Genomic DNA, 15,871 nt, shown 5'->3' with positions numbered 1-15,871 from the left:
GGGACTCCAATGCAGATGACGCTGACCATCAACGGCCAGGACCACAGCGTGGAGGCGCCCGCCGCCACCCTGCTGGTTGAGGTGCTGCGCGACCAGCTGGGCCTCACCGGCACCCACATCGGCTGCGACACCAGCCAGTGCGGCGCCTGCAACGTGTTGGTGGATGGCGCGGCGGTGAAGGCCTGCACGATGCTGGCTGCACAAGCGCAGGGCGCGCAGGTCACCACCATTGAAGGATTGGGCAGCACCGATGCGCTGCACCCGATGCAGCAGGCCTTCCGCGAAGCCCATGGCCTGCAGTGCGGCTTCTGCACGCCAGGCATGGTGATGGCCGGCATGGAAATGGTGCGCAAGCATGGCACGAAGCTGACGCCGGAACTGGTCACGCATGAATTGGAAGGCAATCTGTGCCGCTGCACAGGTTACATCAACATCGTGAAGGCGATCGTGGCCGGCGCGGCAGCGATGGAGGCCCAGAATGCGTGATTTCGCTCTGCATCGCCCGGCCAGCGTTTCGGCGGCCACGGCCGCCTTTGCCGGCACTGATGGCGAAGCCGCCTATCTCGCCGGTGGCCACACGCTGATCCCTGCCATGAAATCGCGGCTGCGCATGCCCGATGCATTGGTGGACCTGACCGGCCTTGGCCTGTCGGGCATCAGTCGCGACGGGGATCGCCTGTGGATTGGTGCCACCACCCTCCATGCCGATGTCGCCACGGGCGCCACCGCCATTCCGGGTCTGGCTTGCCTGGCCGCCGGCATTGGCGACGCGCAGGTGCGCAACCGCGGCACGTTGGGCGGCAGCATCGCCAACAATGATCCGGCCGCCGATTATCCCGCCGCCGCGCTGGCGCTGGACGCGGTGATCGAAACCGATCGCGGCAGCCACAAGGCCGATGATTTCTTCCAGGGCATGTTCACTACGGCGCTGGCTGAGAGCGAGATCATCACCCGCGTCGGCTTCACCATCCCGCAGCAATCATCCTATGCCAAGTTCCGCCATCCAGCCTCGCGTTATGCCATGGTCGGCGTCTATGTCGCCCGCCATGCTGCGGGTTGGCGCCTCGCTGTCACCGGCGCCGGGCCAGGCGTGTTCCGCTGGACGGACGCGGAAGCCGCGCTGAACGCCGGCACCGATACTGCCGGGCTGGTGCTGGCCGCCGATGATCTCAACAGCGATATCCACGCCAGTGCCGAATATCGCGCCCATCTGTGCGGCGTGATGCTGAAGCAGGCACTGGCCACTCTGGCCTGAAGGAGGCTGTCATGGCCGAACTGATTGTCACCACCACTCCCACGGTCGAAGGCCGCATGGCGACGCGCTATCTGGGTGTCGTCGCTGGTGAAGCCATCATGGGTGCCAACATCTTCCGCGATATCTTTGCCGGCATCCGCGACATCGTTGGCGGCCGTTCCGGCGCCTATGAAGAAGTGATGCAGGGCGCCCGCGAGGAAGCGCTGCGCGAAATGGCCGATCGGGCGCTGGCGATGGGCGCCGATGCCGTGATCGGCGTGCAGATCAGCTATGCCGCCTTGGGCGCTTCGGATTCGATGCTGATGGTGGGTGCCGTTGGTACCGCCGTGAAGCTGGGCTGATTGCCGTTTTGCGGGCGGGTTGCTAAGGCCGCAGCCATCCAACCTGCAACCAGTTGAACGATCATGGCCGGCCACAGCAAATTCAAGAACATCATGCACCGCAAGGGCGCGCAGGACAAAAAGCGCAGCGCCTTGTTTTCAAAGCTTTCCCGCGAAATCACCGTGGCGGCGAAGATGGGCATGCCCGATCCAGCCAACAACCCGCGTCTGCGCGCCGCCGTGCTCGCCGCCCGCGTGGAAGGCATGCCGAAAGACAATATCCAGCGCGCCATCGACAAGTCGCAGGGTGGTGACCTCGCGAATTATGAGGAAGTGCGTTACGAAGGCTTCGGCCCCGGTGGCGTGAGCCTGATCATCGAAACGCTCACCGACAACCGCAACCGCACCGCCACCAACGTGCGCACGGCGATGGCCAAGAATGGCGGCAACCTCGGCGCTTCGGGCAGCGTTTCGCACGGCTTCGAGCGGCTGGGCCTGATTTCCTATCCCGCCGCCGCTGGCAGTGCCGATGCCGTGTTCGAAGCCGCGCTGGAAGCTGGTGCCGACGACGTGGAATCGAGCGAGGATGGCCACGAAATCTGGTGCAGCATCGAGAATCTGCACGACGTCGCCCGCGCCCTGGAGCCGGTGCTGGGGGACAGCGGCCAGGCCAAGCTGGCGTGGAAGCCGGGCACGATGGTCATTGTTGGCGCCGAGGATGCGGCGCAGTTGATGAAGCTGATCGACGTGCTGGATGATGATGACGACGTGCAGACCGTGTGGGGCAATTATGACGTGCCCGACGACGTGATGGCCGGTCTGTGAAGCTGGGGCTGACTGCGCTCGCTATGATCATGGCCACGCCTGCCGCTGCCGATCCTGTTGCCGACATCAAGGCCGCGCGCGCCGCTTACAACGCCGCGATCGCCGCCCGCGATGCCGCTGGCGTGCGCGCCGCGCTGGGGGAGGGCTATGTCGGCATTGCCGGCACCGGCGGCGAAGCCATTATCGGCGCCGACGCCATGGCCGATTATTTTGCCCGCGCCTTCAAGACGCCGGGCTTTCTCGGTTTCGTGCGCACACCCGACGTGGTCACGGTCGCCGTCCCGCCGCTGCGCGCGATGGAACGCGGTCATTGGTCGGGTGGCAGCCTCACCGGCCGGTTCAGCGGCGAATATCTGGCGGTGTGGGTGCCCACGCCCACGGGCTGGAAACTGCGCAGCGAAACATTCGTGACGCTGTCCAACGGAGCGCCCGGCAAACCGTGAGGCTGATCCTCGGCCTCGATCCCGGTTTGGCGGCGACGGGGTGGGGCGTGATCGTGGCTGAGGGCAATCGCCTGCGCCACATCGCTCACGGCACGGTGAAAACGTCGGCCAACGCGCCGCTGGCCGAACGGCTGGTGGCGCTGCATGACGGCCTGATGACGGTGATCGACGACCACGGCGCCACCGAAGCCGCCGTGGAGGAGGTGTTCGTCAACGCCAATCCGCAATCGACGCTGAAACTGGGGCAGGCGCGCGGCGTCGTGCTGCTTTGTACGGCGCGTGCTGGCTTGCCCGTGGCGGAATATGCCACAAGGCTGGTGAAGAAGGCGCTGACCGGGGTGGGCAGTGCCAGCAAGGATCAGGTGCAGGCGATGGTGGAGCGGTTGTTGCCAGGCGTGAAAGTGGTGGGGGCCGATGCGGCAGACGCGCTGGCCGTGGCGATTGCTCATGCACATCTGGGTGCCAGTTTGCGAAAGGGCCTGCTGTGATCGCGCGGCTCAAGGGATTGGTGGACAGCGTTTCGGCCGATAGCGTGATCGTTGATGTGAACGGCGTCGGCTATCTGGTGCAGGCCTCCACCCGCATGCTGGCTTCGCTGTCGGTGGGGCGGCCGGTGGCGCTGCACATCGAAACCCAGGTGCGGGAAGACGCCATCACTCTGTTCGGCTGCGTTTCCGAATCCGAACTCGCTGCCTTCCGGGTGCTGATCACGGTGCAGGGCGTTGGCGGCCGGGTGGCGCTCAACATTCTCTCTGTGCTTACGCCCGATCAGGTCGCGCACGCGGTCGCAGCGGGTGATTCCGCATCGCTGGCTCGCGCCAACGGAGTCGGCCCCAAACTTGCCGCCCGCATCGCAAACGAATTGAAAGGCAAGATGGGCGGCGTCGCTGTCTCCGCCGGTGCGCCTTTGCCAGTCACGGCCGGCGCCCGCGTGGTGGAAGATGCCGTTTCTGCGCTGGCTGCCCTTGGTTTCCGCCCGATGGACGCCAGCCGCGCGGTTTCCGAGGCGCTGGCTGAACTGGGCGAGGGGGCTGCCCTCAACGACGTGGTGCGTGTGGCGCTGAAGAAGAGCGCGCGGTAAGAGACGGGGACCAGATGACCGCCGATCTCACCCCGCAACGTCGCCCGGACGATATTGATGCCGCGCTGCGGCCCAAGGGGCTGGACGAGTTCATCGGCCAGCAGGGCCTGCGTGAGAATCTGGGCGTGTTCATTTCGGCGGCCCGCGCGCGCGGCGAGGCGATGGACCATGTGCTGCTGCACGGCCCGCCCGGCCTGGGCAAGACAACGCTGGCGCAGATCGTGGCGCGCGAACTGGGCGTGGGCATCCGGGCCACGTCTGGCCCCGTCATCGCCAAGGCCGGCGATCTTGCGGCTATCCTCACCAATCTCGAACCGCATGATGTGCTGTTCATCGACGAAATCCACCGCATGTCGCCCGCCGTGGAGGAAATCCTCTATCCGGCCATGGAAGATCGGGTGCTCGACATCATGATCGGCGAAGGCCCGTCGGCGCGCAGCGTGCGCATCGATCTGCCGGCGTTCACCCTGGTTGGCGCTACCACCCGCGCCGGGTTGTTGACGACACCGCTGCGCGATCGTTTCGGTATCCCGCTGCGCCTCAATTTCTACTCCATCGATGAGCTGGAACAGGTCGTCACCCGCGCTGCGCGGCTGCTCGAATTGCCGCTCACCGCCGATGGGGCGCGCGAGATTGCGGCGCGGGCCCGTGGCACGCCGCGCATCGCCGGCAGGCTGCTGCGCCGTGTGCGCGATTTCGCGGCTGCCGCCGGCCAGACCGAAGTCACTGCCCGCATGGCTGATGCCTCGCTCAGCCGACTGGAGGTCGATCGCCTCGGCCTCGACGCGATGGACCGGCGTTACCTGATGATGATCGCCGATATCTATCGCGGTGGCCCGGTCGGCATAGAAACGCTCGCCGCCGGTCTTAGTGAGGCGCGCGACACGGTGGAAGACGTGATCGAGCCCTTCCTGATCCAGCAGGGCCTGATCGCCCGCACCGCCCGCGGCCGCATGCTCAACGGCCCGGCCTGGAAGCATCTGGGGCTGCTGCCGCCGGCCGATCAGGTGCAACTGCCGCTGCTTGACGAGGAATAGGGCTGCAACCTTTGCCGGCTGCCATGCGAAAGACTTTGCATGCGCATTCTCCCCGCCTTCATCGCCCTTTCCGTCATCGCAGCGCCGGTCGTCGCCTTTCCCGCCGTAGGAGACAAGGCGCTCGCAGTTTCAGGTGCCGACATTGCGGGCAAGACCCGGACGCTGAAGCAACTCGCCGGCCGCAAAGGCACGGTACTGATGTTCTTCCGCTCGGCGTCCTGGTGCCCGTTCTGCAAGGCCCAGCTGATCGCCATGAACGAGAGTGCGGCGGCGGGGCTGAACAGTCGCGGTTACGCACTGGTTGGCCTGTCGTATGACGATCCAGCCGTGCTCGCCAAGTTCGCTGCCGAGCGCAAGGTGGCCTGGCCGCTGCTATCGGATCCGCAGTCGAAGGTTATCGATCGCTGGCAGTTGCGCGATCCGGCCTACCCGCCCGGTAATCGCGCCCATGGGGTGCCGCTGCCGGCGGTCTATGTGATCGACAAGAAGGGCGTGATCCGCGCGCGGCTGATGGAATCAAACTACCGCCAGCGCCCACAACCCGAAGCGGTGCTTGCCGCCGTCGACGCGCTGGGCCAATAAACCTCCCGCAACAGGCGGGGGACGAACATGACATTGCCGATGGACAACGTGCGCGCCGCCTTCCCGGCGCTGGCCCTTGCCGACGATGGGCTCCCGCGCCTCTATCTCGACGCGCCGGCCGGCACCCAGGTCGCGGGCCGGGTCGTGGAGGCGATGAGCCGCACCATGATCGAAGCTTGCGCCAATGATGGCGGCACCTTCCGCACGTCTGTGGCGACCGGTGCCATCGTCGAAGCCGCGCTCGCCGCCGCCGCAGCCTGTTTCAACTGCGCCGAGGATGAAGTGATCTTCGGCCTCAACACCACCAGCTTGTTCTTCCAGATGGCGCCGCTGATTGCCGCCAACTGGCAGGCAGGGGACAATATCCTGCTCACCCGCATGGATCATGATGCCAATGTTTCGCCCTGGTTGCAGGCGGCCGAGGCGCGCGGGGTGGAGGTGCGCTTCATCGAGTGGGATCGCGAGACGTTCGCGCTCAAACTGGAAACGTTGCCCGATCTGATCGACGCACGCACCCGCGCCGTTGCCGTGGGTCATGCCAGCAACTTCCTCGGCACCATCAACGATGTTACCGCCGTCTGCGCCGCCGCGCGCGCCGTGGGCGCGGTGAGCATTGTCGATGCCGTGCAGTCTGCCCCGCATATCGCATTGGATGTGCAGGCCATCGGCTGCGATCTGATAGCGGCATCGGCCTATAAATTCTTCGGGCCGCACCTTGGCATCATGTACATCTCCCATCGCTTGCAGGGGCTGATCCGGCCGCTGAAGGTCCGTCCCTCGGTTGATGTAATGCCGACCCGGCTGATGCCCGGCACGCCCAGTTTCGAGGCCATGGCCGGCACCACGGCGGCCATCGAGCATATGGCGTGGCTGGGAATTGCTGCGGGCACGGTGAGCGGTGATGCATCGCTGCGCCAGCGGCTGGTGGCCGGCCTGGCGGCGGCGCAGGCGCACGAGACCGAATTGATGCGGCGCTTCCTCACCGGCATCGCCACTGTGCCGGGCGTGACACTGCACGGCATTGCCAACGCCAACCGTCTCCACGAGCGGGTGGCGACCTTCACGTTCGAGATTGAAGGCCATAGCGCCGATGCCATCGCGGCCGATCTGGCGGCGCGAAACATCTTCGTGTGGAACGGCTATTATTACGCGTGGGAACCTGCCGGCGTGCTGGGCCTGCGCGATCGCGGTGCGGTGCGGGTGGGCTTCACCCACTACAACACGCTGGATGAGGTGGACGCGCTGATTGCCGCCCTGAAGCAGATCGCCGGCTGACGCGTCATTTGCCGCTGGATTTTGGTGCGCGGCCTTGGCACAGCCGCACCCATGAGCAGCACCCCCCGCACCCTCTACCAGAAGATCTGGGACGATCATGTCGTCCAGTCGCTTGATGACGGCACCGCGCTGATCTTCATCGATCGCCACCTCATCCACGAAGTAACCACCCCGCAGGCGTTTGAGGCGCTGCGTATCGCTGGCCGCAGGTTGCGCCGGCCCGATCTGACGCTGGCCGTGCCCGATCACAACGTGCCCACCACGGATCGCCGGCTGCCGATCCTCGATCCGATGTCGAAGGCACAACTCGACGCGCTGGTGCAAAACTGCGCCGATTTCGGGGTGGAGCTCTACAACATCGATTCGCCGGAACAGGGCATCGTCCACGTCATCGGCCCGGAACAGGGCTTCACCCTGCCGGGTGTTACTATGGTCTGTGGGGACAGCCACACCGCCACCCATGGTGCGTTCGGCGCGCTGGCTTTTGGTATCGGCACCTCGGAAGTGGAGCATGTGTTTGCAACGCAAACGCTGCTGTTGCGTCAGTCCAAAACGCTGCAGGTGCATGTGATGGGCGAGCTCGGCTTTTCCGTCTCCGCCAAGGATGTGGCGCTGGCCGTGTGCGGCGTGCTGGGTTCGGGCGGCGGTGCCGGGCATGTCATCGAATATACCGGCCCAGTGATCGAGGCGCTCTCCATGGAAGGGCGGATGACGCTGTGCAACATGGCGATCGAAGCCGGCGCCCGCGCCGGCCTGATCGCGCCGGATGAAAAGACCTTCGCCTATGTTGAAGGCCGCCCTCGTGCGCCCAAGGGTGCAGCATGGGAGGCAGCGCTGGCCTGGTGGAAGACGCTGAAAACCGATCCGGGCGCGACGTATGACAAGCGCATCACCATCGACGGCAGCGCCATTGCCCCGCTCGTCACCTGGGGTACCAGCCCGGATGACGTGGTTGCCATCACCGATGTGGTGCCCGATCCGGCCAGCTTCGCCGATGCCGGCAAGCGCGCGGCGGCGCAGAAGAGCCTGGATTATATGGGCTTGACGCCGGGCACCCGCATGGCCGATGTGCCGGTGGAAAACATCTTCATCGGCAGCTGCACCAACAGCCGCATCGAGGATCTGCGCGTGGCTGCCGATGTGGTGCGCGGCCGCAAGGTGGCCGGCAACGTGCGGCAGGCGCTGGTGGTACCGGGTTCCGGCCTCGTGAAGCGCCAGGCCGAAGCCGAAGGGTTGGACCGCATCTTCATTGATGCCGGCTTCGAATGGCGTGAGCCGGGCTGTTCCATGTGCCTGGGCATGAACCCCGATCAGGTGCCTGCCGGCGAGCGCTGTGCCAGCACCTCGAATCGCAATTTCGTTGGCCGGCAGGGCCCAGGTGCGCGCACGCACTTGTTGTCGCCCGCGATGGCAGCAGCGGCGGCTATTTCGGGGCATCTGGTGGATGTTCGCCAGTTAATGCGCTGATTCGGACTGAATTGTCTGGGTTTCACCCTCAATAGCCGCCATCAGAACGAGGCGGTAATGGTTCCTAAACGGCTTCTCCCGTATGTTTGTCTCTTACGAGGGGTAAGCAAAGGACGGAATGTTGCGACAAGGCAGCAGACCGACATCGGCTCTGATGAGCCGCCTGGCCCCCTTCACCAAACGATCTTGGGGTCTGATCGTATTGGTGGTGGGGCCGTTCTTCGCGTTATGGGTGGCACCAGCGCGAGCTGAGAACGTGCAACTTGCGTACCGGCAAGTTCCGACCTGCCAGGGCAACAGCTGTATCACCCCCATTGCACCGGGTTCGGGCAAGGACATGCCCAGCAAATGGACGTGGTTTGCTGTCGATCCCGCCCGGCTGCAGCGCATGCCAGCGGGCTGGAACCTCGTGATCGACAATGTCCGCTTCACCGCCATCGAAATTCGGGTGGTGCACGAAGGCGGCGTGGCGGTGATCCGCCGTGGCCAGTTCGAGCTCAGCCGCAACTGGACAATGGGCAATAATCTGCGCTTCCAGATTCCGGTTGCGGGCCCTGATGTGACGGCCATCCAGATCGGCTATCGCAACATGGACGGGCCGGGCCTGCTGCGCACCATCAAGGCGATGGATGCCGCCGGCCATGAATCGCATCTGCTGCGCTGGACGGTGCAGGTCGCCCTTGTGCTCGGCATGTTGTTCTCGGCCTTTGTTTACAACATGTTCCTGCTCACCTGGCTGCGCACCGGGTTCCAACGCTGGTATGTCGTGTGGCTGGCGGGCAGCCTGGGCTATTTGCTGGTGTGGTCGGGTGCGATCCTCAATATCTTCCCGTTCCTTGCCGGGCCAGCAGCGGTGCGCACCTTCTACCTGCTGCTTGGCCTGATGGTGGTGTCTGGCGCCGCCTTCTTCTTCTCGCTGATCGAGAAGGACAAGTTGCCCCAGCGCCTGATCGATTTTGGTCAGCTTGCCGGCATGGGCGTGGCGCTTGCATCAGTGGTGGCGGCGTTTGACACGCTGTTTCCAGCAGCGCTGGGCGATCTTCTGCTCAACATCACGCTGATCATCGTCACGCTTACGCTCACGGTTGGCTCGGGCTTTGCGGCGCTGCGCGGCAGCCGGGCGATCTGGTATTATCTGGCTGGTTGGCTGCCGGCGCTGGCCGTGCTGGTGTTGCGCATCTTCCGCAACTTCAGCCTGCTGCCGCAGGATGATCTGGTCGATCTTGCCGGCTTTGCCGCCGTCGGCTGGGAATCGCTGTTGCTGTCGCTGGCCATTGCCGATCGCTTCCGCCAGCTGCGCCGCGATGCCGATGCCGCCGATGCCGAACGCGATACGCTGTTCCGGGTGGCCACCACTGATGCGCTCACCGGCCTGGGCAACCGCGCCCTGTTCCAGAACATGCTGGAACAGCCGCTGACCCGCAATTCTGGCATCGACGTGATCGCCATCGATATCGATTTCCTGAAGCAGACGAACGACATGGCCGGCCATGATGCGGGCGATGCGCTGATCGTGGCGGTGGCAGAACGGCTGACAGCAGCGGCCGGCCCCGAAGCCAATATCGCCCGGGTTGGCGGTGACGAGTTCGTGATCCTGCTGACCGGCGCGGCGCGCGAACGCCTGTCGGCCGTGCGCCAGATGATCGCGCTGTCGTCCGGTGTTCCGCTGCGCCATTCGGGCCATAATCTGACCATCTCGATCTGCGCTGGCCACAGTTCGTCAGAAAACAAGGGCGTGGCTCTGGCCCGCATCTTCAAGCAGGCTGATCTGGCGCTGTACCGGGCCAAGGCGGCGGGCCGTGGTTGCTGGCGCAGTTATGACAGCAGCATGGCTGATGAAGCCGAAGCGCGCAGCCGCCTGTTGTCGGAAGCCCGCGTTGGCCTGGCTGGCAACCAGTTCCTGCCGCATTATCAGCGCATCGTGCAGCTGGATGATACGCTTGTTGGCTATGAAGCGCTGCTGCGCTGGCAGCATCCGCGGCTGGGCCAGCTGGCCCCCGGCGATTTCCCCGATGTGCTGCGCGAATCAACGCTGCTGCCCCAGTTGCAGGCCCATGTATTGAAATCGGCACTGGAACAATTGGCCAGGCTGCGGAGCGACGGCAGGGATCTGACCATGGCGATCAGTTTCGTTGGCAGCCAGTTGCAGGGCACGGCCGCTGCCGTCGCCATCCTGGATGAACTGGCCCGCCACCGTGTGCCGCCGCATGCGTTGGTGGTGGAAGTGACGGAATCGGTGGTGATGAGCGGCCTGGGCGGCGCGCTGATCGAGGCGCTGGAATGCCTGCGTGATGCCGGCGTGAATGTGGCGCTGGATGATTTCGGCACTGGTCATGCAAGCCTGATCCAGCTGCGCAATGTGCCGGCCAACATCGTCAAGATTGATCGCAGTTTCATCGACCGCCTTTCGGAATCGGCCGGCAACCAGCAGGTGGTTCGCGCCACCATCGATCTGGCGCATTCGATGGGCAAGCAGGTGGTGGCTGAAGGGGTGGAGAATGACGCCCAGCGCCAGCTGCTTACCCGGCTGGGCTGCGATCTCGCCCAGGGCTGGCTGTTCGGCCAGCCGCAGCCGTTCCCGCTAACACGGCGCGCTGCGGCCTAGGCCTCTCGCGTCATCACCGGATCAAGGATGGTGTCCACCGCTTCTGCGGCCATGGCCGGATAATCGGTGCTGTAATGCAACCCGCGGCTTTCGCGGCGGCGGCGGGCGGAACGCACGATCAGATCTGCGACTGTCACCAGATTGCGCAGTTCGATCAGATCGGCGGTGATGCGGAAATTGCCGTAATAATCCTGCACTTCCTTGCGCAGATTCTTGACCCGGTGAGCGGCGCGTTCCAGCCTTTTATCGGTGCGCACGATGCCGACATAATCCCACATGGTGCGACGCAGTTCGTCCCAATTGTGGGCGATCACCACTTCCTCGTCGCTGTCGGTCACCCGGCTTTCATCCCAGGGCTTCACCCGCGGCGAGTTCTGTGGGGTTTGCGCGGCAATGTCGTCAGCCACGGCCTGACCGAACACCAGGCATTCCAACAGCGAGTTCGACGCCAGCCGATTGGCGCCGTGCAGCCCACTCTGGGTCACCTCGCCGGCCGCCCACAGACCGGCCAGATCGGTGCGGCCATCCAGCGTCACCATCACGCCCCCGCAGCTGTAATGCGCCGCCGGCACCACCGGGATCGGCACCTGCGTGCAATCGATATCCAGATCCAGCAGCCGGGCATGGATGGTGGGGAAATGGGCACGCACGAAGTCCGCACCCAGATGGGTGAGATCGAGCAGTACATGTGGGATGCCAAGCCGCTTCATCTCGGCATCGATGGCCCGTGCCACCACGTCACGCGGGGCGAGTTCCAGCCGCTCGTCATAACGCGCCATGAAGCGGCTGCCGTCGGGCAGTTTCAGGTTGCCGCCTTCGCCGCGCGCCGCCTCGGTGATCAGGAAATTGCGCACCTCGGGGTGATAAAGGCAGGTCGGGTGGAACTGATTGAATTCCATGTTCGATACCCGGCACCCCGCCCGCCACGCCATGGCGATGCCGTCGCCTGTCGCGCCATCGGGGTTGGTAGAATAAAGATAGACGCGGCTCGCCCCGCCGGTGGCCAGAACCGTGGCCGGCGCGACAAAGCGCACGACATGCCGCTTCTTCACATCCAGCGCATAGACGCCGTGGCAGCGCCGCTGTGGGAAGCGCTCGTGCAGCACGTGGCGATGAGTGATTAGATCGACCGCGGCCATGTGCGGCACCAAGGTGATGTTGGGATGCGCCTGCGCCGCCTTGATCAGCGCCTGTGAAACCGCCCAGCCAGTGGCATCATCGACATGCACGATGCGGCGATGGCTGTGGCCGCCTTCGCGCGTGAGGTGCCAGCGTTCGGACACGGTCTTGCCGGGATTGAACGGCACGCCAAATTCCTCCAGCCGGTCGATCGCGGCCGATGCATTGCTGGCGACATATTCAACCGTGGCGCGGTGGTTGAGCCCGGCACCGGCCACCATTGTGTCTTCCACATGCGCCGCAACCGTATCGCCGGCATCCAGCACGGCGGCGATCCCGCCCTGTGCCCAGGCCGTGGAACCATCGGCGAGATCGCCCTTGGCCAGCACGGCCACCGTGCCATGTTCGGCCAGGTGCAATGCCGCCGTCAGCCCGGCTGCACCGGAACCCACCACGATGGCATCGAAATGGCGGGCCTCAGGCGGCGGCGCTTTTGCCACTTGTCAGCTCCAGGAACACATCTTCCAGATCGGCTTCGCGGGTGGAAACCTCCACCACGCCCAGCCCGGCAGCACCCACCATCGCCAGCACGGCGCCGGCATTGTTGCTACGCTTGTCATAGGTGATGACCAGCGTCCGCGGGCCCTTCAGCTCCACCGCCTTGCAGCCGACAAGCGCCGGCGGCACGGCGGCAAGCTCGCGGTCCACCACCACTTCCAGGACCTTGTCACCGGTGGTGCCGAGCAGTTTCGATGTTTCGTCGTTGGCGACCACCTGCCCATGATTGATGATGGCGATGCGATCGCACAGGCTTTCGGCTTCTTCGAGATAATGGGTGGTCAGCACGATGGTGGTGCCCATGCTGTGCAGTTCACGCACATAATCCCACAGCAATTGCCGCAGCTCGATATCAACGCCTGCCGTCGGTTCATCCAGCACCAGCACCGGTGGGTTGTGCACCAGCGCCTTTGCCACCAGCAGCCGGCGCTTCATCCCGCCCGAAAGGGTGCGCGAATAGACATGCGCCTTGTCGTCCAGCCGCACCGCCTTCAGCAATTCCATCGTCAGGCGCTTGGCCTTGGGCACGCCGAACAGGCCGGCCTGCAATTCCAGCGTTTCAAATGGCGTGAAGAAGGCATCGAACACCAGTTCCTGCGGCACGATGCCGATGCTGGCTTTGGCGTTGCGCGGATGCTCGTCGATGTCGAAGCCCCAGATGCGGGCGCTACCGGCCGTCTTGTTCACCAGGCCGGCCAAAATATTGATCGTAGTCGATTTGCCGGCACCGTTGGGGCCGAGCAGGCCGAAGATGGAACCACGCGGGATATCGAGATCAATCCCCTTCAGCGCCTGCTTGCCGCCGGCATAGGTCTTGGTCAGGCCACGCAGGCTGATTGCAGCTTCGCTCATGCAATCGCGATAGACCGGGGCGGGAAGTGGGGCAAGGGGAGGCGACCCCCAACCACACCACCCGCCCCGTACGCATCAGAAGCGTGCAACCGCTTCCACGCCAAACAAGCGCGGCAGACCGCGGATGAAGGTGGGGATACCGAACGCGCCGCCGGTGTTGCCGCCGTCGAGCAGATATTCCTGATTGAACAGGTTGTTGGCGAAACCGATGACTTCCCACTTGCCCTTCTGATCACGGATACCGGCGCGCAGATTGACCAGGGTGACGGGGCCTTGCGAGGTCACCGGGTTGTTGGGCAGTTCGAAGAAGACGCCAGAACGGTGGGTGACGTTCGGATTGGCAAACAGTTCGATCTTGTCACCCAGCGGCAGGCGGAAATTGGCGCCTGCCGATCCCTGCCATTCCGATTGCAGGCGGAAGCGATCGCCAGCAAAATTGCCGAAACGCGGATCATTGTTCACCCGGGCATCGATATAGGCGCCGTTGGCGAACAGCCGCACATTGTCCGACAGGTTCAGGGCGAATTCGGCTTCCACGCCCTTGTTGCTGGCATCGGCATTGACGATCAGCGCCGGCGCGCCCTGCTGCGGCACCGAAATCTGGAAATCCTTGTACTTGATAAGGTAGGCGCCGATGCTGAAGTTGAGCTTGCCAAGCGTGCCCTTCACGCCGGCTTCGTAATTGTCGAGCAGTTCGGCCGGGAACACCCGCACGTTGGGGGTGAGCACGCCCGCCACGCGGCCGGCATTGACCTGCACCACCGGCGAGCGGCGACCACGCGAATAGGTGGCGTACAGGTTCACGTTGTCGGTGGCGCGGAACAGGATGTTGGCGCGCGGCAGGAAGGCATCAAATCGACGCGAGGCACCGAGCACTTCACCATTGGTGTTGACGCCACCAGCAATCAGCGGGCCGCGGGTGATCACCGAGTTGGGAATGCGGGTCGAAATGCCGCTGTCGCGGTCTTCACTCAGATAACGGCCGCCCAGGTTGATTTCCAGGCGCGGCACCGGGATCACCGTCACGTCGGCAAAGGCGCTGAATGTGCTGATTTCAGCCGAGTTGCGGAACAGTTCGGCGGAATAGGGCAGCACGGTGGCCGCGCCGCCGGTCAGGATCGCGGTGGCGCGGGCGGCTTCCACCACACCGGTGGCATTGTTGATGCAGGCCAGGCCCGGCACCAGTCGCGCCGCGCACTGCAGGAAAATGCCTTCTTCTGAACTGAACGGCACGCGCTGAAAGCCGGTTTCCCAGAAATAATTGGCGCCGAAGAAGCCGCGCAGTTTCTCACTGTCGTAGTTGAAGCGGCCTTCAAAGCTCATCTGCTCGCCGCGCGCGTCTTCGGCGAATTCCAGATACCAGGCCTGGGTGCCGTCTGCGTCGAACACTTCATTGCTGTCGAAATTGCGGTAGCCGGCGATGGTGGTGAAGCTCCAGGCGTCGCTGAACTTGGCGTTCAGGCTCAGGTTCACGTCATACACATTGCGCGTCAGGCTGGGCTGATCGGCGCCCAGCACGGCGGCGCTGAACGGTGAACCGGCGGCTTCCTTGAAGCTGTAGGGGCTGGTGGTCCCGCCGGTGGGCGCGAAGGTGCCCGATGAGAAGGCAGTGCCCGGCGCGCGCTGGCCGTCATAGGTTGCAACCAGATCGGCGGTGAGATCGGGCGTGGGCGTGTAGCGCAGCGAGATGCGGGCGCCATATTGGCCCTGGCCGTTCAGATCATCCACGCGCTGACCGTTCGGCGTCTGCGAGCCGGGGCGGCCGGCGATATTTTCCACCACGCCGTCGCGCAGCTTCATGGCGCCAGCGACGCGCAGGGCGATGATGTCGTTGCCGATGTTCACATGGCCATCGATGCGGCGCTGATCATAATTGCCGTAGCCAACGCGCACTTCGCCGGAGAAACCGGGCTTCGGCTTGGCGGTGATGACGCTGACCACACCCACAGCAGCGGCGGTGCCGAACAGGGTCGATTGCGGGCCCTTCACGACTTCGACGCGCTCAAGATCATAAAGATCGAAGTAGGAACCACGCGACCGCGAGACATCGACGCCGTTGAGATAGACGGTGACAGCCGGAGAGCCTTGCGAGGAGCCGGTGTCCGACGTGATGCCGCGGATCACGAAGCCGGGGTTGTTGGGCGATTGTTCCTGGACGTTCAGGCCGGGCACATAGGCGGCGAGCTGATCGAACTGGGTGACGCCGATCTCGCGCAAGCTACGCCCGGTGTAGGCGGTGATGGTGATCGGCACGTCGTTCAGTTTCTGCTCGGACTTTTGCGCTGTCACCACGATTTCCTCACCGATCGATTCGGCCATCTGATCGGCATCAGCGGCGAATGCGGGCAGGGCAGGCAACAGGCTGGCGGAGGCGAGCAGCAGAAGACGGCGCATATCATTCCCCATTTTGGCGGCACGGCGATGTTGCAGTGCGGCATGAAGCGTCGCTGTG

15 protein-coding genes are annotated in these 15,871 nt (G+C 64.5%); 12 read left to right on the top strand and 3 right to left on the bottom strand.

What is annotated here, in order from left to right; genetic code table 11:
- The first annotated feature begins 9 nt into the window (after positions 1-9).
- The 12 genes from Q7O19_RS01940 (at position 10) to Q7O19_RS01885 (ending at position 10,890) form a co-directional block, all read left to right on the top strand.
- Complete coding sequence (locus Q7O19_RS01940; RefSeq protein ID WP_303808327.1) at positions 10-486, top strand: (2Fe-2S)-binding protein; 477 nt, start codon at positions 10-12, stop codon at positions 484-486.
- Positions 479-1,255 carry a xanthine dehydrogenase family protein subunit M gene (locus Q7O19_RS01935; protein WP_303808326.1) on the top strand — a complete coding sequence of 259 codons (777 nt, stop codon included), beginning with the start codon at positions 479-481 and terminating at the stop codon, positions 1,253-1,255. Before Q7O19_RS01940 ends, Q7O19_RS01935 begins: the two co-directional genes overlap by 8 nt.
- Before the next feature lie 11 nt (positions 1,256-1,266).
- Positions 1,267-1,596, top strand: a complete 330-nt coding sequence (locus Q7O19_RS01930) for a heavy metal-binding domain-containing protein (protein WP_303808325.1) — start codon at positions 1,267-1,269, stop codon at positions 1,594-1,596.
- Positions 1,597-1,659: 63 nt separating this feature from the next.
- Complete coding sequence (locus Q7O19_RS01925) at positions 1,660-2,400, top strand: YebC/PmpR family DNA-binding transcriptional regulator (protein WP_303808324.1); 741 nt, start codon at positions 1,660-1,662, stop codon at positions 2,398-2,400.
- Between the two features lie 29 nt (positions 2,401-2,429).
- Positions 2,430-2,843, top strand: a complete 414-nt coding sequence (locus Q7O19_RS01920) for a DUF4440 domain-containing protein (RefSeq protein ID WP_273435458.1) — start codon at positions 2,430-2,432, stop codon at positions 2,841-2,843.
- The gene (gene ruvC / locus Q7O19_RS01915; protein WP_303808323.1) at positions 2,840-3,331 is read left to right on the top strand and encodes a crossover junction endodeoxyribonuclease RuvC; all 492 of its coding nucleotides are present in this window, start codon (positions 2,840-2,842) and stop codon (positions 3,329-3,331) included. Before Q7O19_RS01920 ends, ruvC begins: the two co-directional genes overlap by 4 nt.
- Positions 3,328-3,924, top strand: coding sequence for a Holliday junction branch migration protein RuvA (gene ruvA, locus Q7O19_RS01910; RefSeq protein WP_303808322.1), 597 nt, complete (start codon positions 3,328-3,330; stop codon positions 3,922-3,924). Before ruvC ends, ruvA begins: the two co-directional genes overlap by 4 nt.
- Positions 3,925-3,938: 14 nt before the next feature.
- On the top strand, positions 3,939-4,961 hold the full coding sequence (gene ruvB / locus Q7O19_RS01905) for a Holliday junction branch migration DNA helicase RuvB (RefSeq protein WP_303808321.1): 1,023 nt from the start codon (positions 3,939-3,941) through the stop codon (positions 4,959-4,961).
- Positions 4,962-5,000: 39 nt separating this feature from the next.
- The gene (locus Q7O19_RS01900; RefSeq protein WP_303808320.1) at positions 5,001-5,543 is read left to right on the top strand and encodes a peroxiredoxin family protein; all 543 of its coding nucleotides are present in this window, start codon (positions 5,001-5,003) and stop codon (positions 5,541-5,543) included.
- Positions 5,544-5,570: 27 nt separating this feature from the next.
- Positions 5,571-6,818: a cysteine desulfurase-like protein gene (locus tag Q7O19_RS01895; RefSeq protein ID WP_303808319.1), complete on the top strand. Its 1,248-nt coding sequence runs from the start codon at positions 5,571-5,573 to the stop codon at positions 6,816-6,818.
- Positions 6,819-6,869: 51 nt separating this feature from the next.
- On the top strand, positions 6,870-8,285 hold the full coding sequence (leuC, locus tag Q7O19_RS01890) for a 3-isopropylmalate dehydratase large subunit (protein ID WP_303808318.1): 1,416 nt from the start codon (positions 6,870-6,872) through the stop codon (positions 8,283-8,285).
- A gap of 337 nt (positions 8,286-8,622) precedes the next feature.
- Positions 8,623-10,890 carry a bifunctional diguanylate cyclase/phosphodiesterase gene (locus Q7O19_RS01885; protein WP_303808317.1) on the top strand — a complete coding sequence of 756 codons (2,268 nt, stop codon included), beginning with the start codon at positions 8,623-8,625 and terminating at the stop codon, positions 10,888-10,890.
- On the opposite strand, the gene nadB is transcribed toward Q7O19_RS01885, so the two are convergent.
- The 3 genes from nadB to Q7O19_RS01870 form a co-directional block, all read right to left on the bottom strand.
- A complete protein-coding gene (gene nadB, locus Q7O19_RS01880) occupies positions 10,887-12,509 on the bottom strand; it encodes an L-aspartate oxidase (protein ID WP_303808316.1) in 1,623 nt (540 codons plus the stop codon). The two genes, Q7O19_RS01885 and nadB, sit on opposite strands and share 4 nt — an antisense overlap.
- Positions 12,487-13,419, bottom strand: coding sequence for an ABC transporter ATP-binding protein (locus Q7O19_RS01875; protein ID WP_303808315.1), 933 nt, complete (start codon positions 13,417-13,419; stop codon positions 12,487-12,489). Before Q7O19_RS01875 ends, nadB begins: the two co-directional genes overlap by 23 nt.
- Before the next feature lie 75 nt (positions 13,420-13,494).
- A complete protein-coding gene (locus Q7O19_RS01870; RefSeq protein ID WP_303808314.1) occupies positions 13,495-15,813 on the bottom strand; it encodes a TonB-dependent receptor in 2,319 nt (772 codons plus the stop codon).
- Positions 15,814-15,871: the final 58 nt, after the last annotated feature.

It is taken from the genome of Sandarakinorhabdus limnophila DSM 17366 (genome assembly GCF_945882885.1).
GTDB classification, from domain to species: Bacteria; Pseudomonadota; Alphaproteobacteria; order Sphingomonadales; family Sphingomonadaceae; genus Sandarakinorhabdus; species Sandarakinorhabdus limnophila_A.
Note: the sequence above shows the minus strand (reverse complement) of the source record. Positions and strands in the feature narration are given on the sequence as shown.